The sequence below is a fragment of the Streptomyces roseolus genome, from assembly GCF_014649855.1.
Lineage (GTDB): Bacteria > Actinomycetota > Actinomycetes > Streptomycetales > Streptomycetaceae > Streptomyces > Streptomyces roseolus.
Window position 1 is genome coordinate 43,856 of record NZ_BMTV01000004.1, and the last position, 25,693, is coordinate 69,548.

The window sequence follows — 25,693 nt, forward strand, 5'->3', positions numbered from 1 at the left end:
GGGGGTTCGCGGGCGGCCAGGGGGATGGGTGACGGGGTTCGTACTTCTGCGCGTCAGGGCTCACCGGCTGCTGCTCGGCGCGGCCTTGCTCGCCGTCGTCCTGACGACGACCGTGCTCGCCACCCTCGCCGGCTTCTCCTCCTCGATCGGGAACGCCGCGCTCCACGCCGGGCTGCGCGACCGCTCGGCCGCCGCCGCGACCCTGCTCGTCTCCGGGCAGGTCCCGGCCGAGCGGCGGGCCGCCGCCGAAGCGGCCGTGGCCGACAGCGCCCGGCGCACCTTCGACGGACTGCCCGTCACCGTGCGGCGCCTGGAGTCCTCGGGGCCGTACGCGCTGCCCCGCTCGCTCAAGCCGCCCGCGGCCCCCGCCGGCGACCCGGACCTGACCCACTTCGCGACGCTCGACCGCGCGCGGCTCACCCTCGTCCGCGGCGCCTGGCCGTCGGCCGCCCGCCCCGGCGGCGTCATCGAGACGGCGCTGCCCGAGGAGGCGGCGAAGCGGCTGGGCACCGGCCCCGGCACCGTCCTCGAACTCACCGACCGGCTCACCGAGAAGACGGTGAAGGCCCGGATCACCGGGGTCTACAGGACGACCGACCCCGGCGACCCGTACTGGCTGCTCGACCCGGTCGGCGGCCGCGGCGTGCGGACCGTCTCCTTCACCACCTACGGGCCGCTGCTCGCCGACCCGGCCGTCCTCTCCTCCGGCGCTTTCGCCCTCGGCGACACCTCCTGGCTCGCCGAGGCCGACTTCTCCCGCCTCGACACCGGCGGCATCGCGTCCCTGCGCGAGGCGGCGACCCGGGAGCCGGCCCGGCTGCTCGCCGACACGACCGCCTTCGGGACGACGATCAGCGTCGAGACCGGCCTGCCGACCGTCCTCGCGCAGACCGAACGCGCCCTCGCCGTCTCCCGCTCCGTCCTCCTCATCGTCGCCGTGCAGCTGGTGCTGCTCGCCGCCTACGCGCTGCTGCTCGTCGCCCGGCTGCTGAGCACCGAACGCTCCGGCGAGACCGCGCTGCTGCGGGCCCGCGGCGGCTCCCGGCGCCGGATCACCGGACTCGCCGCCGCCGAGGCCCTGCTCCTGGCCCTGCCCGCCGCGCTCCTCGCACCGCTGCTCAGCGACCCGCTGACCCGGCTCTTCGCCGAGCGGTCCGCGCTGTCCGAGCTCGGCGTGCGCCTCGACTCCACGCCCGGCGCCACGGTCTGGCTGGTCTCCGCCGGGGTGGCGCTGGTCTGTGCGGCGGCGGTCGTCGCCCCCGCGCTCGCCACCCGCGACGGCGACGCCGTCTCGCTGCGCAAGGCCCGCGCGGAGACGCTCCCGTGGCCGGTGCGGGCGGGCGCGGACCTCGGGCTGCTCCTCATCGCCGGCATCGCGCTCTGGCAGCTCCGACGGACCCCGGAGGCCGCCGCCGACGGGTCCGGGGTCGACCCGGTGCTCATCGCCGCGCCCGCGCTCGCGCTGCTCGCCGGCACCGTCCTGACGCTGCGTCTGCTGCCGCCCGCCGCGAAGCTGGCCGAGCGGCGGGCGGCCGGCGGGCGGGGCCTGTCGGCCGCGCTGGCCGGCTGGCAGTTCAGCCGCCGGCCGCTGCGCGGCGCGGGCCCGGTGCTGCTGCTCGTCCTCGCCGTGGCGATGGGCATGCTGGCGATCGGTCAGAGCCGCTCGTGGGAGCGGTCGCAGCACGACCAGGCCGACTTCCGGGCCGGCACGGCCGTGCGGGTCCTCGGCGTCGGCCCCGGCGACGCGACCCGGGCCGCGCGGCTCGCCCGCGTCCCCGGCGTGCGCGAGGTCGCTCCGGTCCACCGGGCCACCATGGACGTCGCCGGACGCACCGCGACCGTACTCGCCGCCGCCACCGACCGCCTCCCCGGCGGCCTGCTGCTGCGCGAGGACCTGGCGGACGGCACGCCGGCCGAGCTGCTCGCCCCGCTCGCCCCGAAAGACGCTTCGCGGCGCGGGCTCGCCCTGCCGGAGGAGAGCCGTTCACTCGCCGTTGACCTGCGCAGCGAGGCACCGCCCGGCACGAGCGCCGGACGGATCATCCTTACTCTGGAGGACGCGTACGGAGTCCCGTACCGGCGGCCGGCGGGCACCCTGCCCGCCGACGGCCGCGTCCACCGGCTGACGCTCGACGTCTCCCGGCTGACCTCCGGAGGCGCCCGCTTCGGCCTCACCGGCATCGAGCTCACCGCCGACTTCACCGAGGGCACCCGGCGCGCGCAATCCCTCCACGTCGTCGGGCTCGCCACGACGGGGGCGGACGGGACGCCGCGCGCCGTCGAGCCGGCGCGCGCGCTCGCCTCCTGGAGCGCTGTCGGCGAGCAGACCGTCCGCGGCGAAATCGATGACCCGCACCGGCTGACCGGTGCCGCCGGAGTGCCGACGACCGGCGGCAAGGCAGCCCCATACTCCGTCCCCTACACACTGACCGGTTCCTTCGACGCCCCCTTCGGGCCGCTCTCCGAGGACTACACAGTGCGGCTGACCGCGCCCGTGGGCGCACGGCCCGAACGCCTGCCGGCGATCGCGTCCGAGGACTTCATGGCGGCGTCTGAGGCGAAACCGGGCGACACCGTCCGGCTCTCGCTCGACGGACGGGCGATCGATGTGGTCGTCACCCGGGTCGTGGCGCAGCTACCGACCACCGGCGCCTCGAGCCGGGACGCCGACACGGATGGGGGCGGCGTGCTGGTCGACCTGAAGGCGGCCAACCTGTTCCTGGCCACCAACAACCCGATGGCGTCGGTGACGCCCACCGAGTGGTGGCTGTCACCCGAGCCCGGCCGGGCGGACGCCATCGCGTCGGCACTGCGCGCCGACGGCGGGCCCGACGAGGTCGTCGCCCGCGACGCGATCGCCGCCGAGCTGCTCGGCGACCCGCTCGGCGCGGGTCCCCACACCGCCCTGATGGCGGTGGCCGCCGCGGCCGCGGCGCTGGCGGCCGTCGGCTTCGCAGTCGGCGTGGCGGGGTCCGTACGCGAGCGGGCCGCCGAGTTCGCCATCCTGCGGGCCCTCGGCGCGCCCCGCCGTCGGCTCACCCGGCTCCTCGCCGCCGAGCAGGGCGTCCTGATCGGCGTGGGGCTCCTGGTGGGCGTCGCCCTCGGCGCCCTGCTAGCCCGGGTCGTCGTTCCCCTGGTGGTGCTCACCAGCCGCGCGACGCGGCTCGTGCCACCGGTCCTGGTCGAACTGCCCCTCGGTGAGGTCGCCCTGCTCCTTGCTGGAGTCGCCGCCCTGCCGCTCGCAGCCGTCGCAGCCATCGCCCTGCGTCGCAACGACCCGGCGGTGTCCCTGCGCCACCAGGGAGACGACTGATGTCCGATGTCCCGCGCGAGGAGTCCCACCCGATGCAGACCGCAGGCGAGTCGCCCGCCCACCGGCCGACGCCCCTACCTCCGCCGGCCGGCGCATACGAGAAGTCCCACGCCCCGGCCGTTGCGCCCTGGGTACGGACCCGGCTGCGGGCCGCGCCGGGCGCCTCCGGCGGCCTGGCGCTGCTGGTGTTCATCACAGCGCTGCTCGCCGCCGCGCTGCCGCGGGTGGTCGACGCGTACGAGACGGAGGGGCTACGGCACGCCATCCGCTCCGCCCCCGTCCAGCTCTCCCAGGTGGAGGTCACCACCCCGCTGGAGCAGGGCGACACGATCCCGCCCGAGTCGCTGTGGAAGGACCAGGAGGAACTGCGGGGGCTCCTGGCCGCGCCGCTGCGCACCGACCGCGCGCAGACCGTCCACGGTATCCGGACGATGGTCCGAGTCGCGGGGCTCGACCCGTGGCTGCCCAGGCCGAGCAGAGTACCGGTGGAGTTCACTCTGGCCTCTCCCTCGGACCTCGGCTCGCACGCGACGCTGAAGCAGGGCCGGATGCCCTCCGGCAGCGGGACGCGGCCGGAGGCCGCGGTGACGGTGGCGACCGCCGAAGCCCTTGGAATCAAGGCCGGATCCGTCGTACACGTGCCCGGCATCACCCCCGAGCCGGTCGCCTTCACCGTCACGGGCATCGTCCAGCCGCACGATCCCGAACGCCCCTACTGGGCCGTGGAACCTCGGCTGGCGAGCCCCGTGCTGACCACCAAGCCGGACCCGACGCAGCTCATCTACTACTGGCAAGCCGGCCTCCTTGTCTCCCCGGAGGCGAGCAGTGCCCTCTCCTCCACCAAGAGCACGCTGGAGGCCTACTGGCGCTTTCCGACGGACCCCGGCCGCCTCACCGCTCGGGACGAAGGACCGCTCGCCGCCTCCCTCGACTCGCTGACCGGCGGCCCGGCCCTGGTGAAAGTGCTCGACATCACCGGTCCCGCCGGCCAGGTCGCCACCAACCTCGACGGCATCGTCGCCGCCCACCACGCCGACGGAGCCGCGATCTCCCCCGTCGTCGCCGTCGCCGTCTTCGGCATCGGCACGGTTGCGGCCGTGGTCATCGCCATGACCGGTGGCCTCTTCCTCTCCCGCCGGGACGGAGAACTCACCCTGCTGCGCGCCCGCGGCGCCTCCCTGCCCGGCATCGGGCTCCGGCTGCTCGGCGAGACCGCCGCCGTCACGGTCCCCGCGGCGCTGCTCGGCCTGCTGGCCGCCGTCGCCCTGGTCCGCGGCCCCGACACCCCCGGCGCCCCGGCCCTCACCGGCTCCGCGCCGCTCCTGCCGTCCGTCCTCGGCGCCGCCCTGGTGGCCCTCGTCGCGGCCCTCGTGCTGCCGGCCCGGGCCGTGCTGCGGCACCGCCGGCCCCGGCTGCACGGGGCCCGCGAGGACATGGTGGACGCCAAACCGTCCCGGCGCCGCCTCGTAGCCGAGCTGACCGCGCTCGTCCTCGCGGCGGGCGCGATCGCCTCGCTGCGGCTGCGCGGCACCTCCGACTCCGGCGACCACCTGGTCAGCGCGGCCCCGGTGCTCGTCGGCGTGATCGCCGCCTTCGTGCTCGTACGCCTCCAGCCGCTGCCGCTGCGCTGGCTGGCCCGCCCGGCCCGCCGGATGCGCGGCGCCGTCGGGCCGCTGGCCCTCGCCCGTGCCGGACGGGCCTCGTCCACCGGCGTGCTGCCGCTGCTCGCGCTCGTCCTCGCGCTGACGACGGCCGCCTTCGGCGGCTCGGTCCTCGCCGGGGTCGCCGAGGCCCGCGACCGGGCGGCGCTGCTCTCCACCGGCTCCGACGTCCGGATCGAGGGCACCACGGAGAACGTGCCGGTGACGCCCGAGGTCATGGAGGCGGTGCGCGGCACGAAGGGCGTGCGGGAGGCGCAGCCCGTCCAGGTCGAGTACGGCCTCGAACTGCCCTCGCCGGTCGCCACCGACCAGCCGATGAGCTCCGCGCTCGTCGCCGTCGACCCGGCCGCGTACGCCCGCCTCGCGGCGCGCGCCGACAACGGCGCCTTCCCCGCCGGGCTGCTCGCCTCCACCGGGAAGGGCGGGCCGGAGGCGGTCGGCGACACCGACCGGGTGCTGCCCGCGATCGCCTCCCCGGACGTCGCCGCACGCCTCGGCGACCGGCCCATGCTGCTGATCGCGGCGGCCGGCTCCTTCCACGTGAAGGTGGTGGCGGTGCGGGACTCCACCCCGGCGATACGCGGCGAGAACTTCCTGGTGGTCAACGCCGCCGACGTCACCAACCGGCGGACGACCGTCGTGCTCGCCACCGGCACCCCCGACGGCCCGGCGCTGCGGGCGGCCGTCGCCGGGAAGTCGAAGGACCTGGCGGTGACGCTGCGGAGCGAGACCCGCGGTTCCTACGTGGACTCGCCGCTCCAGTCCGGCGCCGAGGGGCTGTACGCGGCGGCGATCGGGGCGGGCGCGGCCTACGCCGTGGTCGCCGTGCTGCTGTCGCTGACGCGGAGCGGGCCCGAGCGGGCGACGCTCCTCGCCCGGCTGCGGACCATGGGCCTCACCCGCGGGCAGGGCCGGCGGCTGCTCGGCCTGGAGGCCCTGCCGCCCGCCGTCTTCGCCGCGCTCGGCGGGGCGCTCGCCGGGTGGGCGACGGTGCCGCTGCTCGCCCCGGGCGTCGACCTGCACCGGCTGGCGCTCGCCATGGCGGAGGGCGGCGCGGCGCTCGGCGGGACGCGGCTGCGGGCAGACCCGTGGTCGCTGGTCCTGCCGGCCGTGGCCGTGGTCCTCCTGACCGGGGCGGCGGCGGGCGTACAGGCGTGGTGGACGGGCCGGAGGAGCTCGGTGAAGGAACTCAGGGCAGGAGACGCACGATGACGACGACCGCGAACGCGACCCTGGAGGAGCTGGAGCGGCGGGCCACCGCGCACCGTGACCGGCCCTCGTACGGCCATGACGCACTGATCGCCTGCGACCGCCTGGTGCGGATCTTCACCACCGACGGGGTGGAGGTGCAGGCGCTCCAGGGACTCGACCTCCTCGTGAAGGAGGGCGAGCTGATGGCCCTCGTCGGGGCGTCCGGCTCCGGCAAGTCGACCCTGATGAACATCCTCGCGGGCCTGGACGTGCCCACCGCGGGCGCCGCCCGGGTCGCGGGCTTCGACCTGCTCGCGATGACCGGCAAGGACCGGTTGCGCTACCGCCGCGAGGTCGTCGGCTTCGTCTGGCAGCAGACCGCCCGCAACCTCCTCCCCTACCTGACGGCCGCCCAGAACGTGGCGCTGCCGATGCAGTTGGCGGGCATCAAGGGGAAGCGGGCCGAGCGGGCCGAGGAGCTGCTCGCGATGATGGACATCGCGCACTGCCGGGACCGGCGGCCCCACCAGCTCTCCGGCGGCCAGCAGCAGCGGGTCGCGATCGCCGTCGCCCTCGCGTGCGGCCCGAAGGTGCTCCTCGCCGACGAGCCGACCGGCGAGCTGGACTCGGCCACCGGCGAGCAGGTCTTCGCCTCCTTCCGCCGGGCCAACGAGGAGCTGGGCACGACGATCGTCATCGTCACCCACGACCAGGCGGTCGCCACCGAGGTGCGCCGCACGGTCGCCATCCGCGACGGCCGCACCTCCTCCGAGGTGCTGCGCCGCACCGAGGTCGACGCGGAGGGCCAGGAGTCGCTGGTGGCGCGGGAGTACGCGATGCTCGACCGCGCGGGCCGGCTCCAGCTCCCGGCGGACTACACGGCGGCGCTCGGGATGGAGCACCGGGTGGCGCTGGAGCTGGAGCGGGACCACATCGGGGTGTGGCCGGACGACGCGGAGCGCTGAGGAACCGGCTCCGGCCCCGGCCCGTCCCAGTCGGGGGGGTGGTCGGGATGGGTCGTGTGTTCGCGTACGCCGGGGCGGTGGCCGTGCCGCTCGGCGCCGGCGCGCTGCTGCACCTGTGGGGAAGCTGGTCGATGCGGTCGCCGCTGGGCACGCCGACCGCGCTCGCGGTCCTCGTCGGCCTGGTCCTCGCCGGGCTCGCGGTGGCGGCGCACAACGCGCTCTTCCGCGAGGGCGGCAGCGTCCTGGCGCTGCTCCTGCTGCTCGCGGGCCTGGGCGCGGTGTGGATCGAGGCCCGGGACTCGCGGGTGCGCGGGGCGACGGTGGAGTGCGTGGTGGTGGGGAAGGTGCGGGTCACCGACCATCCGACCTTCGGCGAGGGCGCCCCGGAGGCGAAGCGGCTGTACCACCACCCGCTGGACTGCCCCGGCGGCTACCCGAAGGAGTTCGCCTGGGAGGAGAAGCTCGGCGAGGCGGGCAAGCCGCTCACGATCGCCTACGACCCGGCGCGCCGGATGGACCCGGTCCCGGCCGACGAGAACGTCGCCCGGGGGTCGCCGGTGATCCCGGCGGTGCTGCTGCTCCTCGCCGCGGCCCTGTCGGTGACGGCGGTCGCCCTGGAGGGCACGGGCGAACGGGTCTGGTGACGGGGCCGGCGTTCCCCGGCGTACGACGCCGGGGCCACGGGGCCCCCGGCACGGGTGCCGCGCCGCTTACGCCGGGGGCGCCGGGGTGACCGTGAGCGAGGCCGGGGCGGTACGGAGGGCGACGGAGCCGTACGGGGTGCGCAGCCGCAGCCACGGCCCGGCGGCCATCAGGGCGACCGGCACGTCCCGGGGCGGCAGGAAGCCCAGCGACTGGGCGGCGTGCACGGCCCGCAGCGGCAGGCCGGTGGTGCCGAGGACACGGGACCAGATCTCCCGGCCGACGCGGTCGCGCTCGGCGCGGGTGCGCCGTTCCTCGGGCAGCTCCGCGTCCCGGCGGCGGAACTCGGCGACGGCCGCCACGACCGCCCCGCGCAGCTCCGCCGCGCCCGGCAGTCCCTCGACGGGCCGCCAGCCGGTGCGCGGCGGGAGGACGCCGGCCCACGGCGGGCCGGTGACGGCGCCGGGGACGACGGCCTTGCCGGACGTCTCCTCGACGCCGTCGAGGAGCTCGCCGGCGGAGACGGTGACGTCGAGGTCGACCGCGTCCTCCAGGCGGGCCGTGCGGATCGCGAGGACCTCGAAGGACGGCGGGCGTCCGAAGACGGCGAGCGCGCCGCCGGCGGCCCGCAGGCGGACGGCGGCGGCGCGGTCGTAGTGCACGAGCCGGCCCAGGAAGGCGGCGAGGGCCGCCGCCTCCCTGGGGTCGGCGAAGTGCAGCGGGGCGAGCACGGTCATGCGGCGGACGTCATCCCGTCGTCGACGTACTCCTGGAGGAAGCGGCGCTCCTCATCGGAGATGCGGCGCGGTCGCTGCGCCTCCAGGTCGAAGGGCACGACGACCGTCGAGGCCCGTACGTAGGTGACCTCGGGGTCCTTGATCTCGTACGCGATCGTCAGCGACGCCGCGCCGATCTTCGTGACCCACGACTCGATGGTCACCGGCTCGTGCCGGTGGACCAGCGGGCGGAGGTAGTCGATCTCGTGGCGGGCCACGACGGACCCGCCGGAGAAGGACGGGCTGCCGTCCCCCGGCGCCAGCCGGAACATGAAGTCGATCCGGGCCTCCTCCAGGTAGCGGAGGAAGACCACGTTGTTGACGTGCCCGAAGGCGTCCATGTCCGACCAGCGGAGGGGGCAGCTGTAGAGGTGTCTCGCCACGACGGCCTCAGCCCCGGGTGAGCTTCTTGTGCGTGGCGCGGTGCGGACGGGTGGCGTCCGGGCCGAGCCGCTCGACCTTGTTCTTCTCGTACGACTCGAAGTTGCCCTCGAACCAGAACCACTTGGAGTCGCCCTCGTACGCGAGGATGTGCGTGGCCACCCGGTCGAGGAACCAGCGGTCGTGGGAGACGACCACGGCGCAGCCGGGGAAGTCGAGGAGCGCGTTCTCCAGGGAGGAGAGGGTCTCGACGTCGAGGTCGTTGGTGGGCTCGTCGAGGAGCAGCAGGTTGCCGCCCTGCTTGAGGGTGAGCGCGAGGTTGAGGCGGTTGCGCTCACCGCCGGAGAGCACGCCGGCCGGCTTCTGCTGGTCCGGGCCCTTGAAGCCGAACGCGGAGACGTAGGCGCGGGACGGCATCTCGACCTGGCCGACGTTGATGTAGTCCAGCTCGTCGGAGACGACGGCCCACAGCGTCTTCTTCGGGTCGATGTTGGAGCGGCCCTGGTCGACGTAGGAGATCTTGACCGTCTCGCCGATCTTGATGTCGCCGGAGTCCGGCTTCTCCAGGCCCTGGATCATCTTGAAGAGCGTGGTCTTGCCGGCGCCGTTCGGGCCGATGATGCCGACGATGCCGTTGCGGGGCAGGGTGAAGGACAGGTCGTCGATGAGGACCTTCTCGCCGAAGGCCTTCGAGAGGTTGTTGACCTCGACGACGACGGAGCCCAGACGCGGGCCCGGCGGGATCTGGATCTCCTCGAAGTCCAGCTTCCGCATCTTCTCGGCCTCGGCGGCCATCTCCTCGTAGCGGGCGAGACGCGCCTTGGACTTGGCCTGACGCCCCTTGGCGTTGGACCGCACCCACTCGAGCTCTTCCTTGAGGCGCTTGGCGCGCTTCTCGTCCTTCTTGCCCTCGACCTTGAGGCGCTCGGCCTTCTTCTGGAGGTAGGTCGAGTAGTTGCCCTCGTACGGGTGGGCGCGGCCGCGGTCGAGCTCCAGGATCCACTCGGCCACGTTGTCGAGGAAGTACCGGTCGTGGGTGATGGCCACGACGGTGCCCTTGTACTTGGCGAGGTGCTGCTCCAGCCAGTTCACCGACTCGGCGTCGAGGTGGTTGGTGGGCTCGTCGAGGAGCAGCAGGTCGGGGGCCTCCAGGAGGAGCTTGCAGAGCGCCACGCGGCGCTTCTCGCCACCGGAGAGGTTGTTGACCGGCCAGTCGCCGGGCGGGCAGCCCAGGGCGTCCATGGCCTGCTCCAGCTGGGCGTCCAGGTCCCACGCCTCGGCGTGGTCCAGGTCCTCCTGGAGCTTGCCCATCTCGTCCATGAGCTCGTCCGTGTAGTTCGTGGCCATCTCCTCGGCGATGGCGTTGAACCGGTCGAGCTTGCCCTTGATCTCCGCGACGCCGTCCTCGACGTTCTCCAGGACGGTCTTGGACTCGTCGAGCTTCGGCTCCTGCATGAGGATGCCGACCGAGTAGCCGGGGGCGAGGAAGGCGTCGCCGTTGGACGGCTGCTCCAGGCCCGCCATGATCTTCAGAACGGTGGACTTACCGGCACCGTTCGGGCCGACCACACCGATCTTCGCACCCGGCAGGAAGCTCAGCGTCACGTCATCGAGGATGACCTTGTCGCCGTGCGCCTTGCGCGTCTTGCGCATCGTGTAGATGTACTCAGCCAAGAGAAACCGTCCGGCAGGAGAGTGAGTGGGCAGATACACCCATCTTGCCGCACTGCCGCCCCCAGGCGGAAACCAGTACCTGGCGCGCGGGCGCCGGACGGACCACGGACGGGCGACGGACGGACCACGGACGGGCGACGGCCCCGGACGCGGGTGCGTCCGGGGCCGTCGGGGTCACGGGGTGCGATCACCCCGTGACGTCAGGCTCTGCCGTGCTCACTGACCGGCGGCGGCCTTCTTCTTGCGGAGGAAGAACACCGCGCCTCCGCCGGCCAGGACGAGCGCGACGGCGATGCCGGCGATCATCGGGGTGGCGTTGGAGCTGCCGGTCTCGGCCAGGTCACCGCCGGTGGTGCCGGTGGTGCCCGTGGAGGCGTCCGTGGCGGTGGGCGCCGGGGTGGACGCGCTCGCCGAGGGGGTCTCGGTCGGCGTGCCGGTCGACGGGGTCGCCGACGGGGTGCCGGTGGACGGCTCCGGGCTCGGGGCGGTCTTGCAGTCGAGGACGCCCTGGAAGGACTTCGAGAAGCCGTTCGGGCCCGTGATGGTGAAGTCGTACGCGGTGTCCTCGGCGACCGGGACCGTGACGGTCTTGGTCTCGCCGGCCTTGATCGTGTAGGAGACGCCCTTCACGTCGAAGGTCCAGTCCTCGTCACCCTCGTTGGAGGCGGTGATGTCGAGGCCGCCCTTGGCGCAGTTCTCGGCGACGGTGACGGCCGGGACCGCACCCTTCTTCGCCCACGCGGCGGTGACCTCGGCGTTGATCGTGGACTTGCTGCTGCCGGCCAGGATCAGGGTCTGCTCGTGGCCCTCGACGCTGCCGAAGACACGGCCGATCGCGACCTCGGTCTCGGTCTGCAGACCGATCTTGGTCGTGCCGTCGGGGGTGCCCGCCGGGACGTCCAGGAAGAGCTCGGTGTTGTTGCCCGCGGAGGTGACGGCCTTGCCGTCCTTGTCCACGACCTTGACGTTCGCCGGGGCGTCGGCGGGCAGGGAGACCTTGACGGAGCCGTCGGCGGCCGTGGTGGTGACCTTGACCGGGCCGAGCTTGTCGCCGGCCTTGCCCGCGATGGACGCCGGGGCGGCGGCCAGGGAGACCTTCGGCTCCTCCTGCTCCGGCGCCTTGGCGGCCTCGGCCACCAGGTAGGCGGCGAGCGCCTTGGCCTCCGGGTCGACCGGGGTGGCCTTCACGTTGTCCGAGTACTTCCAGATCGCGGCCTGGGTCGCGGTGGCGGCCTCGTCACCCGTGAGGGCGTCGACACCGGCCTTGCCGGCCAGCGCCCCGAGGTCGTTCACCTCGGGGTAGGAGTTCTGCAGGATCCAGCGGATCTTGCCGGCGTTCGGGTTGTCGTGGAGGGTCGACTTGTCCCAGTCGGTCTCCTTGTACTTCGTCCCCGGGTCGGTCGGCGTCAGCAGGTCGATGCAGTACGCCTGGAGCGAGCCGCCGTCGTCCACGGTCAGTTCGAAGAGACCGCCCGAGATCGGGTCGCCCTCCTCGTCACCGATCCAGATGTCGCCGGACTCCTTGAGTCCGCCCAGCGTCGCGTTGGCCCCGCCGTCGGCCATCGCCGGTCCCGCGAGGGCTATCGCGCTGGAGGCGACCAGGCCCGAGACCAGGGTCGCCGCGGCCATGCGGGCAGCAGCGCGCCCACGAACTGAAAACATTGCATTCCCCTCCGGGCGAGTCGCTCCGCGAACTTGGTCGATTCACGTGGGGGGAGCGCCCGCCAGCAGACTCAGTGACTCGATGGGCTCACGTGCCGCATGAGTACTCGGGAATCCTAGGGAGGCGGAAGCCCCCGGTCCCCGGTCCTACAGCGAGATAACCATTCCGTCTCGGAATCGTTATGTCCTCGGCGAGTTGGTCGACAAATCCCCACAACTCAAGGTCAGGGAGCGGTCACCAGCTGGTGAGCGGCCTCCGTCCAGGGGTCCTTCCCGTCCGCCGTCACGAGCCTCGGCACGGCCCCCGCCGCCTCCTCGTTCTCCGTCAGGTCGCCCTCCCCCGGGGCCCTCGGCTCCGCCCGCGAAGTCCTCCGGAACGCCGAGGTCCCCCGCGTCAGGTCGTGTCCGACGGCGAGCGCGTCGACGTCGACGAAGGTCTTGCGCTGCCCGTCCCGCTCGCCCTCACGGACCTTCAGCCGCCCGTGCACCACGAGCGGTTCCCCCACCGAGACCGAGGCCATCAGGTTGGCGCCGAGCGCCCGCCACGCCGAGACCGTGTAGAAGCTGGTGGCGCCGTCCGTCCAGACCGCCCGCCCGCGGTCCCACCGCCGGGCGGTCACCGCGAACCGGAACCGGGTCACGGGCCCGGCCGGCGTGTCCCGGAAGTCCAGCGCCGTCGCCACGTTCCCCACCAGCGTCACCGTCGTGTCGTTCATGTCCGTCCCTCTTCCTCTGCCGTACCGGCCTCTGTGGGAACCATGCTGGCGCGGCAGCGGAAAGCCCGCCCGTGCCTGTGGACGACCGACGGGCTGTGGACAACTCGCCCACCCGGGCGGGGGACCGACGGGGCGAGGACGGGCGAATACGGGTCAGAAGGCGGGCAGAAAAGGATCGAAAACGGATGAGTGAGGGCGGGAACGGATGGGTGAGGGCGGGAACGGATGGGTGAGGGCGGGAACAGATGGGTGAGGGCGGGAACAGACGGGCGGGGCCGGAAACGGACGGGCGAGTCCGGGAACGGGCGGGTGAGGCGGGAACGGGCGGATCCGTTACCGGAGACGGGCCCCCGCCCGGGTCGCCCCCAGCCGCGGGGTGCCGCCGCGGCCGCCGACGCCCCGGCCGCCCGCGCGGCCGCCCGCCCCGACGATCCTCGGCGAGGGCCGGGGTCCGGCCACCTTCGCGTACTGCTCGCGCACCTCGCGGTAGCGCAGCAGCTCGGCGGAGACGGGGTCGAGGACCCGGGCCCGGCCGCAGGCCGCGGCCGCCTCTGCCAGGGCGCGTTCGGCCTCCTGCCCGTACCGCCGGGCCGGCCCCTTCACCGCGCTCTCGCAGGCCCATTCGATCAGCGGGCCGCCGACGATCCCGCCCAGCATCACCAGGACCGGCGGCAGCAGCCCGGGTTCCACGACGCCCACGATCTGGCCGACCAGCCACAGCGCGCCGAAGAGCTGAAGCAGCGTCATCAGGGCCTGGGCGAGCACGGCGGCCGGCCACCAGGCGGGGCGCGGCGGCCGGGCGGCGGGGTCGCCGAGGGCGACGGCCAGCTCGTCGAGCGCCTCGGGCAGCCCCTCGGCGCCGCGCGCGGCGGCCTCCCGCACGGCGTGGGCCCAGGGCGCCGGCAGGCCCCGCGAGGCCTCGTCGGCGACGATCCGTACCGCCTGCTCCACGCGCTGCCGGGCGGTCAGTTCGTCCTCGACGGGGGCGGCGAGCCGGGGGTCGGTGGAGCCGTGCGCGCGCTTGCGCCCGTACCAGCGGTGGAGCCGGAGCCACGGCGAGCCGCAGGCGCGGATGGCGCCGCGCCGCCAGACCCGCTCGGCGGCCTCGCCGGCCGCCTGCGCGCCGACGGCGACGGCGAGCCGGCCGGCGAACTCCTCGCGGCTGCGCTCCCCGAGGCCCGCCCGCGCGTCGGCGGCGACGTACGTGGGCCGCAGCCTGGCCGCCGCGGCGTCGATGTCGGCGGCGATGCGCCGCTCGGGGGCGGTGCGTTCCTGGACGAACCGGGCTAGGAGCTCGCGGAGTTCGGACACGCCGTCGCCGGTGAGGGCGGAGACGGGCAGCACGGTGGCGCCGGGCTCGCCGTGCTCGCCGAGGGCCATGCCGTCCTCGTCGAGGAGGCGGCGCAGGTCGTCGAGGACGAGTTCGGCGGCCTCGGGGCCGAGCCGGTCGATCTGGTTGAGCACGACGAAGGTGACCTCCGCGTGCCCGGCGAGCGGCCGCAGGTACCGCTCGTGGAGGGCGGCGTCGGCGTACTTCTCCGGGTCGACGACCCAGATGACGGCGTCGACGAGGCCGAGCGCCCGGTCGACCTGGTCGCGGTGGGCGGTGACGGCCGAGTCGTGGTCGGGCAGGTCGATGAGGACGAGCGACTGGAGTTCGGCGTCGGCGGCGCCGCCCGCGAGGGGGCGCCGGCGCAGCCGGCCGGGCACGCCCAGCCGGTCGAGGAGTCCGGCGGCCCCCTCCGACCAGGTGAGGGCGAGCGGCGCGGAGGTCGTCGGCCGGCGCAGCCCGGTCTCGGAGACGGAGACGCCGGCGAGGGCGTTGAAGAGGGTGGACTTGCCGCTGCCGGTGGCGCCGGCGAGGGCGACGACGGTGTGCCGGGAGGAGAGCCGCTGGCGGGCGGCGGCCTCGTCCAGGACCCGCCCGGCCTCGGCGAGCGCGTCGCCGTCGACCCGGGTGCGGGAGAGTCCGACGAGTTCGTGGAGGGCGTCGAGCCGCGTCCGCAGCCCGCCGCCGTACGTCCCTCCGAAGCCCCGCGCGTCCTCGGCGTCGGCCTCCGCCTCCGGGTCGGGCGCGGGGGCCGGGCCCCCGATGGCGAGCCGTGCGGCGGCCCGCCGGGCGATCAGCCCGTCGTCCCACCGCTCGCGGTCGTCGTTCTCCGTCGCCTTCTCGGCCACGTCACTTCTCCTTCTGCAGTACGGAGAGCGCGGCGATCAGCTCCGCCTGCGGCTCGGGGGTGACGTCGAGGGCGTCGAGCGGGGCGAGGCGGCGGTCGCGCTCGGCGTGCAGGACGCGGTCGACGTGGGTGAGGACGAGGTCGCCGCCCTTGTCGCGCAGGCGCAGGGCGGCCTGGGCGCCGAGGAGTTCGGCGAGCCGCTCGCCGGCGGGCCGGGCGCGGCGACCGCCGAGGAGGGAGGCGGCGAGCAGGGCGGCGACGGTCTCGGCGTCGGGGAGGGCGGCGCGGGCGGCGCCGCGCCCGGCGGGCTTCTCCACGGCGCGCGCCTCCTCCTCGGCCAGCTCCTCCAGGACGCGCCGCCAGTGCCGCACCTCCAGGCCGACCCGTTCGGCGACGGCCCGGTCGGCGCCGCCGGAGACCGGGCCGAGGGCGCCCGCGGCGGGCTCCCGCCGGTGGGCGTCCCGAATCGATTCCTCGGCGGCGGAGACGGCGCAGTGGAGGAGGGCGGCGAGGGATTCGGTGAGGGCGTCGAGGAGTTCGTCCGCGGTGCTGTCCCGCGGGTAGGCGCGCCACCGGGCCCGCGCGTCCCCGGCGAGCACGGCGCCCTTCCCCAGCTCCTTCCTGACCCGCGCCCCCTGCCGCCGGTAGGCGCTCTCGACCGCGGCCCGGAGCCGTACGGCGGCGGCGTACTGGGCGGCGACGGCCCCCGCCAGCTCGGGGAGCCGCCGGTCGAGCGAGTCGATGACGCCGGTGGCGGTGCGGGTGACGGCCTGCTGGCGCGCGGCCGGGTCCTCGGCCCGGTGCGCGAGCCAGCCGCGGAGCGCGGCGACGGCGCTCTCGGGCAGCAGTCCGCTGCCGCCGCCGGTCGACTCGGGCAGCTCGGGGATGGTGAAACGGGGCACGTCCCCGAGCCCGGCCCTGTCGAGCAGCGCCCCGTACTGCCGGGAGACCTCGCCGATGACCTGGTGGGGCACCCGGTCGAGGACGGTGACGAGCATGGCGTCGTACTCCTTGGCGGTACGGAGCAGGTGCCAGGGCACGGCGTCGGCGTACCGGGAGGCGGTGGTGACCATCACCCAGATGTCGGCGGCACACATCAACTCGGCGGCGAGCAGCCGGTTCTCGACGACGAGGGAGTCGATGTCGGGGGCGTCGAGGAGGGCGAGTCCCCGCGGCAGCCCGGCGGCGGTCTCGACCCGCAGCGCGTTGTCCTCGGCGTCGCCGTCCTCGCCGGGGTGGTCCTCGTCGGCCTGCGGCAGCCACACGCGGGTGAGCTGCGGCAGCACCCGCAGCCCCGCGAACCAGTGCTGGTCCTCGGGGTGGCAGACGAGCACCGGCGTCCGCGTCGTCGGCCGCAGCACCCCCGCCTCGCTGACCCGTCGTCCGACGAGCGAGTTCACGAGCGTCGACTTGCCGGCTCCCGTCGACCCTCCCACGACGGCGAGCAGCGGCGCGTCGGGGTCCTTCAGTCGCGGCACCAGGTAGTCGTCGAGCTGTGCGAGCAGCTCGGTCCGCGTCTGCCGGGCACGCGGCGCGTCGGGCAGGGGAAGGGGAAGACGCACGGCCGCGACTCGGTCGCGCAGGGCGGAGAGTGCGTCGATCAGCTGAGGCCGTGCGTCCAAGGTCACCACATGCGAAGAATGCCCAATTTATGAGCGTTTTTGAAGCGTATGGCTACCCTGCGCGCCGAAGAAGAGGAGCCCGGCCGGAGCCCCGGGCATAACGAGTGCACAACACCCGCAGCGCACGGCGCGAAAAGCGCTGCGCAAATCGCACCTGCCTGCGATTATCGGTTCGCTTCACCGAACCTCCACATAGTGCCACGCAGGCGAAGCACCCGGGCCGAGCCGCCAGGACCCCTATCCTTGTCCCGGCAGCCCCACCCCACCCACCCGGGCCACCAGGCCCAGGGCCACCACCGGCCCCCGTAGCTCAGCGGATAGAGCAGGTGCCTTCTAAGCACTTGGCCGCAGGTTCGAGTCCTGCCGGGGGCGCAGAGCGAGGCCCCTCCTTCGGGAGGGGCCTTTTCGCTGGTCAGGGGAGGTTTTCAGTCGGTGGCAGAGGCGTCGGGGAGACGACCTCGGATGGCTCGTTCTGTCCGGCTGGAGCCGGCCGGAAGCGACCTTCGGCGGCCGTTCGGCCCGAAAACGTCCCGAAGTTTCGGGACGCTCTCTCGGCAGGATCGAGTGGACAAATCGGCATTCGGGTTGAAGCGACGGTCACGCCCGGATCATCCTTACCGTCATGTCTCTCGCCGCCGCGCTCGACGTGTCACACCTGCCCGACTACGCGTACGACTGGGCTCTGGTCGACGTCGAGACATCCGGCCTGATCGCCCGGCGTGACCGGATCCTCTCGATCGCGGTGCTGACCTTCGGGCCGGACGGGACTCAGACCGACGAGTACTCCACCCTTCTGAACCCGGGCTGCGACCCCGGTCCCGTGCACATCCACGGCCTGACCGCGGAACGGCTGAGCGGCGCCCCGACCTTCGAGCAGGTAGCCGGACGGATCGGAGCGCTCCTGCAGGACCGCGTCATGGTGGCCCACAACGCACAGTTCGACTACGACTTTCTGGCCCATGAGTTCGCCCGCGCCCGGCTTTGTCTCCCGGTCGCCCAGCGCCTGTGCACCCTGGCCCTGAACCGGCGTGTGGAACCGCCTGCCGCCGACTTCAGCCTGGCGTCCCTGGCCGCCCACTACGGCGTGCCGCAGACCCGCGCCCATGACGCGCTGGACGACACTCGCGTCCTCGCGGGGATCTTCCGCTCCTCCCTCTCCGAAGCCGCACGGCTGGACGTCCCGCTGCCGCTGGTGCCCTGCCCTCCCCGGCAGGATCCCCAGTTCGCGCCGAATCCGCCGAAGACCCCGTGCACCTACCGGAACCCGGGTCGCCTGACACCCGGCGATCCGCTCGTCCAGGGCATGAAGATCGCCGTCACGGGCGAGACCGCGACTTCCCGGGCCGAGCTGGTGGCCCGGTCTGTCGCCGCCGGCCTGAACATCATGTCGTCGGTCAGTCGGCACACCAGCGCTCTCGTCGCCAACGACGCGGCTTCGGGCTCGGCGAAGGCACGACGCGCGATCGCCGAGGGCGTCACGGTCATCGACGAGCACACGTTCCTCAAGCTGCTGGGAGAGGTGCGACCCGGAACACCGCACGAGAATCAGGCACCGAAGAAGACCCCGGAAGCGGCGACCCCGGCCACGCCGCCCACCACGCCGACGCCAGCCCCCGCTGCGACCGCAGCCGTCGCGGACATGCCGCCGCCCAGGCGACCCGAGCCCACGCATTCCGCCAAGCCGTTCGGCCGTCGGCGGGTCCTGGTTCTGGGCGGCACCCACGAGGAGGCGTCCGCCGCGCGGGCCAGGGTCGTCGAGCTGGGCGGAGCCGCCGCGATCAACCTCTCGGCGAGCGTCACAGACGTCGTCCTCTTCCCCGGAGGCGAACTCGACCGCCGCATGACCCGCGTCACCGCGTTGGGGCTTCCGGTCCACGCGCACGAATGGCTCGGAGCCCCCGCCTCCGAGTCGGCCGACGTCCCCGCCCAGGACGGTGCGATGACCGGCGTTCTGCCGCGCGGCGGAGTCATCGATCTCCCCACGCTCCCCGCCGCCGGCCAGTGGCACGTAGGTGCCTCCTGGGCACAGCAGACGAACTGCGAGGTCGATGTCGTCGCCTTCGTCCTCGACGAGGACGAGCAGGTCTCCAGCGACGGGGACTTCGTCTTCTACGGCGCACCGGAAAGCCCCGACGGAGCTACCCGCCTCCTCTGCGACGGCCCGACCGAGCAGACCATCACCGTCGACCTCGCGGCGCTGCCGCCCGCCGCCCACAGGATCGCGATCGCCGCCGCCATCGACGGCGCCGCCGCCTTCGGGGACATCGGAGCGGTCCAGATGACCCTCGCCCCGGGCGTCGATGCTCCGGCCACGGCCCAGGCCACTCTGGACGCCGCCACCAGCGAGCGCACCCTGCTCCTCGCCGAGATCTACCGCCGGGGCCCCAAGTGGCGCTTCCGCGCCGTCGGTCAGGGCTACGACCACGGTCTGGAGACCCTCGTACGTGGATACGGCGTCGACGTGAAGTAACCCTCGTCGACTGCCAGATGGCGGAAGCCCGGTCCAACGGGTCCAAGAGGGGGCTCGTGGTTGCGCTGCCCGTTTAGGGCGCCTCCGCGAGGTCGGGGTTCTGGGCAGTCGTCTACGTTGACCGGCCGCAGGGCCGTATCCAGCCTTGAGGTTCTTCTCCCTCTACCTCCGGTGAACTGGCACAGCAGAGGGGCCCGGCCACGGCCGAGCCCCTCTGATCCGATCTCGCGTCCGTGCTCGACGCTTGTCAGAAGCGGGTGTGATGATCCGCCGCATGGCTACCTGGCTCGACAGCACCGACTTCGCCCGCTACGCGCTCATCCCGGAGGAAATCCTTCCGACGTGGGAAGGGACCGAGGCGGAGGAGGTGATCGACGAGTACGTCTCGGCCCTGAGGATGGCCGGCCACGACATCCTGACGCTCGGCGCCGAGCCCCTGTCCGTCACCTGGCTCGCCGAGCCCCTCACGTTCGCGCGCTGGTGCTACGCCGACGACGACACGGGACTGCTGTCCGCCGTCCACGCCGCCGGATCCGCCGACGGCTGGAAGGACGTCCTCACCCTCGGACTCGGAGGACGATACGTCCTGGCCGACGCCGCCTACGAGGCCGACAGGATCCTCGACTCCCTGCAGGATGCACAGCAGCCGGCGGAGGCGCTCCGCGTCGAACTGTCACCGGGCCGCTATCGCGTCCAGTCCCTGATCGTCGATCCCGACCCCAATACACAGTTCATGTTGGAACGGCTGCTGCCCGAATGATCGACAAGCCCGAGGTCTTTCCCTCTGGTGGGATGCGGTCATGTACTACGACGATCTCAGCCCCTACGCCTACCCCGTCACCGAGGACGGCGACGTGTTCACCGAGGTCGGCAGCGGCGTGCGGTTCGTCACCGTGCGCGATGCCTACCGCCGGCTCAACATCGGCTGGCTGGAGACGGGACGGCCCTGGACCGCGGGGCCGGCTCCCGCGGAGTTCGCGTCCAAGCTGTCGACGGTGCTGGGGGAGCAGGCCGTGAACCAGGCTCTCGGCGTGCACGAGTGCGACCTGTGCCCCGAACCGCTCGACGACGCCCGTCCCTGGTACGAACCCCGGCCGGGGCATCGACGCGCCAGCGCCGGTACAGGAGAGATACGGGTACCTGGGGCTCCCGGGACCGCCTACGCAGCCCCCTGCCTGATCGGGCACTACGTACTCGATCACAGCTACCTGCCACCCCGCGAGTTCGTCGACGCCGTCCTCGCCTTCGACCTCCAGCACCGCTCGACCACGTATCCCTGGATCGCCTTCCCCTGGATCCCCGACGACGCCGAACTGTACGACGCCAGGTTCGAGTAACGCCCCCTTCGATGAACAGCATCAGGGCGAACCTCTGTCGGCCCACATCCGGATAAGCCTGATCAGGCACGCGGCAAGGCGCTCACCGCCGCGAGGGACCTCGTCGGGCAAGGATCCCGGGCCATGGTTGTCCGACGCCGTCTGTGTCTGATCGTTCCGACGCCTACGCTTCGGCGATGAACCCCGACCTCTTCACCCGGGTCGATATGGATGCGACTCTCGGTCTTGCCGGTCCAGACAGCCAGGCAGTCCCGGTTCCCGCGGTGGACTGGCTCGGCGACGTGCAGACGAACACCGGTCAGGCCCTCAAGCGCTTCTTGACGAACTGGTACCCGGCAACCCACCCCCAGGAGCCGGTCGCCGGCGTGCCCGGTTCCGTCCCACGAGCACTGGCCGACTTCTGCCACCTCGCCGTGCAACGTCCGGCCGTCCTCGGCCGCCACAATCGCATCAAACCAATCAACGAGATACGAGTAGAACAAGGACGGCGCCGGACACCAGGGAGGTGTCACGCGGTACGTCACGACAGGCCCAGGGTCCGTTGAGGTGCACCGGCTTGCCGCGTTCACCCGACGAGCACGCCATCGGGGTCATCACCCGGCAATACCAGCCTGTCGTCAGCGAACGCGGCCCGGGCTCCTTCGGGTAGCCGGTGGGCGCGGAACCGCAGGACTTGAAGGCGCTCGCATACCCGGAAGCGCCCGGGGTCCCTCGATGCGTCGCTGGAGCTCGGCGGTCTGGCCGGTGATGCAGCGGGCGTACGTGGAGAGCAGGACGGGGACGCTGTTGCCGGCCCAGTCGGCGACCTGTGGTCATGGCCCTGCTGTTCGACACGGACTTCGACCGACCGCGGGGCACCCGCACCTTCCGTCATCTCGACGGCCGCCCCCTCACCGACGAAGAGCAGGCAATCGCCGATGACGCGACTCTCGAAGAATTCCAGGCCGTCGGCGTTCGTATCCACGACCCCGAAGCAGGAACCGAAGCCGAAGCAGCCGTCACCGAACTCGCCAAGCTGATCTATTCCTACGCCCTGGACCATCACGTGGCCCTCGTCCAGTTCATGACCCACGAGGACATGCTCGAATACGACCGGCTGTGCGGCATCATCACCGCAGACGCCGATTCCTAACCCAAGAGAAACAGCAGAAACGGACCAGATCCGCTGCGGAATAACCGGCCGGTGGCGGGACCCTCCCCGCCACCGGCAGCGCTCTGTCCGGGAGGCCGGGTCTCCCCCGGCCCAACCCCGGAAGCGGCCTGCCGAATCGGCCGGAGCTACCCCCGAGGTCGCGAGCCCTGAGTAGAGCCGGCCGGTGCCGTCTTCCGGACCGACGAACCAGTGGCGATGACCGCGGCGCCCCCGGCCAGGGCCGCCAGGACCAGGAAGAGCGCGGGGTATCCGCCGAGCGGGGCCGCGAAGAAGGCCGCGGCGAAGGGCGCCAGGGCGGAGGCCGCCATCGCGGGTGCGCCGAGCAGGCCGGAGAGTTGGCCGTAGTGCCGGGCGCCCCAGCGGTCGGTGACGGCGGTGGCCTGGAGGAGGGTGAGATTGCCGCGGACCGTGCCGGCGACGACGGAGGCTGCGACCAGGAGGCCGTAGGGGCCGGGGACGAGGGCGAGGGCGGCGGTGGTCAGGCTGCCGAGGGCGACGAGGATCACCGTGCGCGGAGTGGTGCCGGTGCGGCGGGCCAGCGGGGCGTAGAGGAGGCGTCCGAGCGTCTGCCCGGCGCCGCCGAGACCGAGGGCCCAGGCGGCCTGGGTGGTGGTGTAGCCCCGTTCGACGAGGAGGGGGACGAGCGTGATGACGGCGGCGTACATCGTGAACGCGGAGAGGGTGAAGGCCACGCCGAGGAGGACGAAAGGACGGCTGCGGACGATCGCGGCGGGTAGGTCGTCGGACGTGGCGGGCAGGACGGCCGGTGCCGGTGGCCAGGGGGCCCGGAGTGCGAGGGCGTGGGCGGGAATCGTGAGGGCCGCGAGGATCCCGGCCAGCACGAGGTAGGTGTGGCGCCAGGTCAGGTGAGTCGCGAGGGTCGCGGTGAGCGGGGCGAAGACCGTGGAGGCCAGGCCGCCCGCGAGGGTGACGATCGTGAGGGCGCGGACGTGATCGGGCGCCCACCACCGGGTGAGGGCGGCGAAGGCGGGCTGGTAGAAGGTGGCCGCCATGCCGAGTCCGGCCAGGAGCCAGCCCGCGAAGAAGACGGGCGGGTTCGGGGCGAGGGCGATGACCATCAGGCCGGTCGCTCCCGACACCGAACCCGCCGTCATGACGGCGCGGGGGCCGTGCCGGTCGATGATCCGGCCCACACCGATGCCGGCGACGCCCGAGACGACCAGGGCGAGCGAGAAGGCGGCCGTGGTGAGGCTCGTGGACCAGCCGGTGGCAGCGGTGATCTGCGGGTTCAGGACCGGGAAGGCGTAGTAGACGATGCCCCATCCGGTGATCTGCGTGAGACAGAGCGCGGGCAGGACGGCGCGGGGCCGTGACCGTTCCTTCGAGTCGGTCACGGCCCCGTGCGACGGGGTGTCGATGCTGGTCACGAGCCGCAGCATCCACCCGTGGACGGCTCGGTGACGAGGGGCAGGGCGGTGGGGGCACCGAGCTGTACGAGCCGGGGGGCGGGGGCGCAGCAGCCGGCGGAGTCGCCGGACTCGGTGGCGGGGGCGTCGTACAGGCCGGAGCCGCCGCAGACGCCGGTCTCGGGGAGGGTGAGTTCGACGCGGTCGGCGGAGTCGAGGTCGCCGGCGAGGGCGGCGGCGACGGAGCGGACCTGCTCGTAGCCGGTGAGGGCGAGGAAGGTGGGGGCACGGCCGTAGGACTTCATGCCGACGAGGTAGACGCCCTGTTCGGGGTGGGAGAGCTCGCGGTGGCCGTGGGGGTAGACGGTGCCGCAGGAGTGCTGGTTGGGGTCGATGAGCGGGGCCAGTTCGACCGGCGCCTGGAGGCGGTCGTCCAGGCCGAGGCGGAGTTCGCCGAGGAAGGAGTGGTCGGGGCGCAGGCCGGTGAGGACGATCACCTCGTCGACCGGGTCGAGACGGCGGCCGTCCTCGGCGACCAGGACGAGGCGCCCGTCGGCGGCCCGCTCGATCGCCTGGGTGCGGAAGCCGGTGACGGCGTCCGCGTGCCCGTCGTCGACGGCGGCCTTGGCCGCGAGGCCGAGGGCACCGCGGGCGGGGAGCTGGTCGGCGCTGCCGCCGCCGAAGGTGGAGCCGGTCAGGCCCCGGCGGAGGACCCAGAGCGCCTTCGTGCCCGCCTCCTCGCGGGCGAGGGCGGCGAGGGAGGCGAGCGCGGTGAAGGCGGAGGCGCCGGAGCCGATGACGGCGGTGCGCCTGCCCGCGTACCGGGCGCGGGTGGTGGGGTCGGTGAGGTCGGGGACGCGGTACGAGATCCGGTCGGCGGCGGCCCGTTCGCCGAGGGCCGGGAGGCCGTCGGCGCCTGCGGGACCGGGGAGGGCCCACGTGCCGGAGGCGTCGACGACCGCACGGGCCAGGATCCGCTCCTCGCGCCCGTCGGCGTACGTGACGTGGACGGCGAACGGCTGGGCCTCGCGGTCGGCGTCCACGATCCGGTCCCGGCCGGCGCGGGAGACGCCGGTGACGCGGGCGCCGGTGCGGACGCGGGCACCGAGGACGTCGGCGAGCGGCTGGAGGTAGCGGTCCGCCCAGTCACCGCCGGTGGGGTACGCCGCCGGGTCCGGCTTCGCCCAGCCGGTCGGGGCCAGCAGCTTCTCCGCCGCCGGATCGGTGACCTCGCTCCAGGGCGAGAAGAGCCGCACGTGGGCCCACTCGCGTACCGCCGCGCCCGCCCGCGCACCGGCCTCCAGGACCAGGGGCTCCAGACCGCGTTCGACGAGGTGGGCGGCGGCGGCCAGGCCGGCGGGACCGGCTCCGACGACCACGACGGGCAGGTGCTCGGTGGCGGTGGCGTTCATGACGAGTCCCCTTGTGTTTCGACGTCCGTCGATCTCTTGCGCCCTCAGCATGCATCGGATATCGATAGACGTCAACATAGACATTCATCGAAACGGAGAAGCGTTCGTGGAGCACGTCGATGTGGCCGTCATCGGAGCCGGGCAGTCGGGCCTCGCCTCGGCGCACCACCTCCTGCGCGAAGGGCTGACCCCGGTGATCCTGGAGGCTTCCGACCGGGCGACCGGTTCGTGGCCGCGGTACTACGACAGCCTCACCCTGTTCTCGCCCGCCCGGTACAGCTCGCTGCCGGGACTGCCCTTCGGGGGCGACCCGGACCGCCATCCCCACCGGGACGAGGTGGTGGCCTACCTGCTGCGGTACGCCGAGCGCCTGGGCGCCGACCTGCGCACCGGACATCGCGTGACCGCGGTGCGCACGGCCGGGAAGGGCTTCGAACTCGACTTCGCCGACGGGCGGACGCTGGGTGCCGATGCGGTGGTCACGGCGACCGGCGGCTTCGGGCGGCCGAACCGGCCCGCACTGCCCGGACTGGACTCCTTCACCGGCACGGTGACGCACGTCTCGGAGTACCGCACCCCGGTCCCGTTCGCGGGGCAGCGGGTCGTGGTGGTGGGCGCGGGGAACTCTGCGGTGCAGGTCGCGGTCGAACTCGCCGGGGCGGCGCGGGTGAGCCTGGCGAGCCGGGCTCCGGTGCGCTGGTTCGCACAGCGGCCGTTCGGGCGGGACCTGCACTTCTGGCTCGCGGTCACCGGCGTGGACGCGGCGCCGCTGGGCCGTTTCCAGCGGCGTCCGGCGACGATGGCGGTCATCGACGACGGCCGCTACCGCGCCGCCCTCGACTCCGGCCGGCCCGATCGACGCCCCCTCTTCGCCCGTATCGACGGTCCGTCCGTGACCTGGGCCGACGGCGTGACGGAAGAGGTGGACGCGATCATCCTGGCCACCGGCTACCGGCCCGACCTCGGCTACCTCGCCCCGCTCGACACCCTCGACCGCGCCGACGGGCCCCGGCATCGAGGCGGCACCTCACTCGCCCACCCCCGCCTGGCGCACGTGGGGCTGGAACGGCAGCGCAGCCTGTCGTCCGCGTCCCTCCGCGGGGTCGGCCGCGACGCCCGACGCGTCGCCGCGCGCCTGGCGCGCGAGCTGCGTCTCCCATGACCCCGGGACCTT

General features: G+C 73.6%; 19 protein-coding genes and 1 tRNA gene. 11 read left to right on the top strand and 9 right to left on the bottom strand.

Features of this window, described 5'->3' with window-relative positions; all coding sequences use genetic code 11:
- The first annotated feature begins 28 nt into the window (after window positions 1-28).
- Genes IE245_RS05650 through IE245_RS05665 form a run of 4 tightly spaced genes read left to right on the top strand, consistent with a single transcriptional unit; the run spans window position 29 to window position 7,774 of the window.
- The gene (locus IE245_RS05650) at window positions 29-3,313 is read left to right on the top strand and encodes an ABC transporter permease (protein WP_189945617.1); all 3,285 of its coding nucleotides are present in this window, start codon (window positions 29-31) and stop codon (window positions 3,311-3,313) included.
- Complete coding sequence (locus tag IE245_RS05655; protein WP_229851093.1) at window positions 3,313-6,186, top strand: ABC transporter permease family protein; 2,874 nt, start codon at window positions 3,313-3,315, stop codon at window positions 6,184-6,186. Before IE245_RS05650 ends, IE245_RS05655 begins: the two co-directional genes overlap by 1 nt.
- A complete protein-coding gene (locus tag IE245_RS05660) occupies window positions 6,183-7,130 on the top strand; it encodes an ABC transporter ATP-binding protein (protein ID WP_189945618.1) in 948 nt (315 codons plus the stop codon). The genes IE245_RS05655 and IE245_RS05660 overlap by 4 nt, the downstream gene beginning before the upstream one ends.
- A 47-nt stretch (window positions 7,131-7,177) precedes the next feature.
- Window positions 7,178-7,774: a hypothetical protein gene (locus IE245_RS05665; RefSeq protein ID WP_189945619.1), complete on the top strand. Its 597-nt coding sequence runs from the start codon at window positions 7,178-7,180 to the stop codon at window positions 7,772-7,774.
- Between the two features lie 66 nt (window positions 7,775-7,840).
- On the opposite strand, the gene IE245_RS05670 is transcribed toward IE245_RS05665, so the two are convergent.
- The 7 genes from IE245_RS05670 to IE245_RS05700 all read right to left on the bottom strand — a co-directional run bounded on the left by IE245_RS05670 (window position 7,841) and on the right by IE245_RS05700 (window position 16,780).
- Entirely contained in the window at window positions 7,841-8,509 is a 669-nt protein-coding gene (locus tag IE245_RS05670) for a DUF8010 domain-containing protein (protein WP_189945620.1), read from the bottom strand.
- Complete coding sequence (locus IE245_RS05675; protein WP_189945621.1) at window positions 8,506-8,931, bottom strand: acyl-CoA thioesterase; 426 nt, start codon at window positions 8,929-8,931, stop codon at window positions 8,506-8,508. The genes IE245_RS05670 and IE245_RS05675 overlap by 4 nt, the downstream gene beginning before the upstream one ends.
- A gap of 7 nt (window positions 8,932-8,938) precedes the next feature.
- Window positions 8,939-10,603, bottom strand: a complete 1,665-nt coding sequence (gene ettA, locus IE245_RS05680) for an energy-dependent translational throttle protein EttA (protein WP_189945622.1) — start codon at window positions 10,601-10,603, stop codon at window positions 8,939-8,941.
- Between the two features lie 216 nt (window positions 10,604-10,819).
- Complete coding sequence (locus tag IE245_RS05685) at window positions 10,820-12,232, bottom strand: Cys-Gln thioester bond-forming surface protein (RefSeq protein WP_373305278.1); 1,413 nt, start codon at window positions 12,230-12,232, stop codon at window positions 10,820-10,822.
- Window positions 12,233-12,489: 257 nt separating this feature from the next.
- Window positions 12,490-12,981: a single-stranded DNA-binding protein gene (locus IE245_RS05690; protein ID WP_189945624.1), complete on the bottom strand. Its 492-nt coding sequence runs from the start codon at window positions 12,979-12,981 to the stop codon at window positions 12,490-12,492.
- A gap of 333 nt (window positions 12,982-13,314) precedes the next feature.
- Window positions 13,315-15,159 (bottom strand): YfjP family GTPase, encoded by a 1,845-nt coding sequence (locus tag IE245_RS05695; protein ID WP_189945625.1) that lies wholly within the window; start codon window positions 15,157-15,159, stop codon window positions 13,315-13,317.
- Window position 15,160: 1 nt separating this feature from the next.
- Window positions 15,161-16,780 (bottom strand): dynamin family protein, encoded by a 1,620-nt coding sequence (locus IE245_RS05700; RefSeq protein ID WP_189945626.1) that lies wholly within the window; start codon window positions 16,778-16,780, stop codon window positions 15,161-15,163.
- Between the two features lie 299 nt (window positions 16,781-17,079).
- Here IE245_RS05700 and IE245_RS05705 point away from each other — a divergent pair.
- The 6 genes from IE245_RS05705 (at window position 17,080) to IE245_RS05730 (ending at window position 21,719) form a co-directional block, all read left to right on the top strand.
- Window positions 17,080-17,152: transfer RNA gene (locus IE245_RS05705), tRNA-Arg, on the top strand.
- Window positions 17,153-17,402: 250 nt separating this feature from the next.
- Window positions 17,403-19,250: a TerD family protein gene (locus IE245_RS05710; RefSeq protein WP_189945627.1), complete on the top strand. Its 1,848-nt coding sequence runs from the start codon at window positions 17,403-17,405 to the stop codon at window positions 19,248-19,250.
- 274 nt (window positions 19,251-19,524) lie between these two features.
- A complete protein-coding gene (locus IE245_RS05715) occupies window positions 19,525-20,010 on the top strand; it encodes an Imm21 family immunity protein (protein WP_189945628.1) in 486 nt (161 codons plus the stop codon).
- A 40-nt stretch (window positions 20,011-20,050) separates the two neighbouring features.
- Complete coding sequence (locus IE245_RS05720) at window positions 20,051-20,587, top strand: DUF7919 family protein (protein ID WP_189945629.1); 537 nt, start codon at window positions 20,051-20,053, stop codon at window positions 20,585-20,587.
- Between the two features lie 176 nt (window positions 20,588-20,763).
- Window positions 20,764-21,132, top strand: coding sequence for a hypothetical protein (locus tag IE245_RS05725; RefSeq protein WP_189945630.1), 369 nt, complete (start codon window positions 20,764-20,766; stop codon window positions 21,130-21,132).
- Window positions 21,133-21,401: 269 nt separating this feature from the next.
- The gene (locus IE245_RS05730) at window positions 21,402-21,719 is read left to right on the top strand and encodes a hypothetical protein (protein WP_189945631.1); all 318 of its coding nucleotides are present in this window, start codon (window positions 21,402-21,404) and stop codon (window positions 21,717-21,719) included.
- Between the two features lie 146 nt (window positions 21,720-21,865).
- Here IE245_RS05730 and IE245_RS05735 read toward each other — a convergent pair whose 3' ends face one another.
- On the bottom strand, window positions 21,866-23,128 hold the full coding sequence (locus tag IE245_RS05735) for an MFS transporter (RefSeq protein WP_229851094.1): 1,263 nt from the start codon (window positions 23,126-23,128) through the stop codon (window positions 21,866-21,868).
- A complete protein-coding gene (locus IE245_RS05740) occupies window positions 23,125-24,519 on the bottom strand; it encodes an NAD(P)-binding domain-containing protein (protein WP_189945633.1) in 1,395 nt (464 codons plus the stop codon). Before IE245_RS05740 ends, IE245_RS05735 begins: the two co-directional genes overlap by 4 nt.
- Window positions 24,520-24,625: 106 nt before the next feature.
- Here IE245_RS05740 and IE245_RS05745 point away from each other — a divergent pair, with 106 nt between their 5' ends.
- The gene (locus IE245_RS05745; protein ID WP_189945634.1) at window positions 24,626-25,681 is read left to right on the top strand and encodes a flavin-containing monooxygenase; all 1,056 of its coding nucleotides are present in this window, start codon (window positions 24,626-24,628) and stop codon (window positions 25,679-25,681) included.
- The last annotated feature ends 12 nt before the right edge of the window (window positions 25,682-25,693 follow it).

Bases quoted from the DNA above. Each gene is read 5' to 3' on its own strand.
- IE245_RS05730 (WP_189945631.1), top strand. From the start codon at position 21,402: ATGGCCCTGCTGTTCGACACGGACTTCGACCGACCGCGGGGCACCCGC.
- IE245_RS05690 (WP_189945624.1), bottom strand. From the start codon at position 12,981: ATGAACGACACGACGGTGACGCTGGTGGGGAACGTGGCGACGGCGCTG.
- IE245_RS05725 (WP_189945630.1), top strand. From the start codon at position 20,764: ATGAACCCCGACCTCTTCACCCGGGTCGATATGGATGCGACTCTCGGT.
- IE245_RS05740 (WP_189945633.1), bottom strand. From the start codon at position 24,519: ATGAACGCCACCGCCACCGAGCACCTGCCCGTCGTGGTCGTCGGAGCC.
- IE245_RS05710 (WP_189945627.1), top strand. From the start codon at position 17,403: ATGTCTCTCGCCGCCGCGCTCGACGTGTCACACCTGCCCGACTACGCG.
- IE245_RS05670 (WP_189945620.1), bottom strand. From the start codon at position 8,509: ATGACCGTGCTCGCCCCGCTGCACTTCGCCGACCCCAGGGAGGCGGCG.
- IE245_RS05660 (WP_189945618.1), top strand. From the start codon at position 6,183: ATGACGACGACCGCGAACGCGACCCTGGAGGAGCTGGAGCGGCGGGCC.
- IE245_RS05720 (WP_189945629.1), top strand. From the start codon at position 20,051: ATGTACTACGACGATCTCAGCCCCTACGCCTACCCCGTCACCGAGGAC.
- IE245_RS05715 (WP_189945628.1), top strand. From the start codon at position 19,525: ATGGCTACCTGGCTCGACAGCACCGACTTCGCCCGCTACGCGCTCATC.
- IE245_RS05665 (WP_189945619.1), top strand. From the start codon at position 7,178: ATGGGTCGTGTGTTCGCGTACGCCGGGGCGGTGGCCGTGCCGCTCGGC.
- IE245_RS05655 (WP_229851093.1), top strand. From the start codon at position 3,313: ATGTCCGATGTCCCGCGCGAGGAGTCCCACCCGATGCAGACCGCAGGC.
- IE245_RS05685 (WP_373305278.1), bottom strand. From the start codon at position 12,232: ATGGCCGCGGCGACCCTGGTCTCGGGCCTGGTCGCCTCCAGCGCGATA.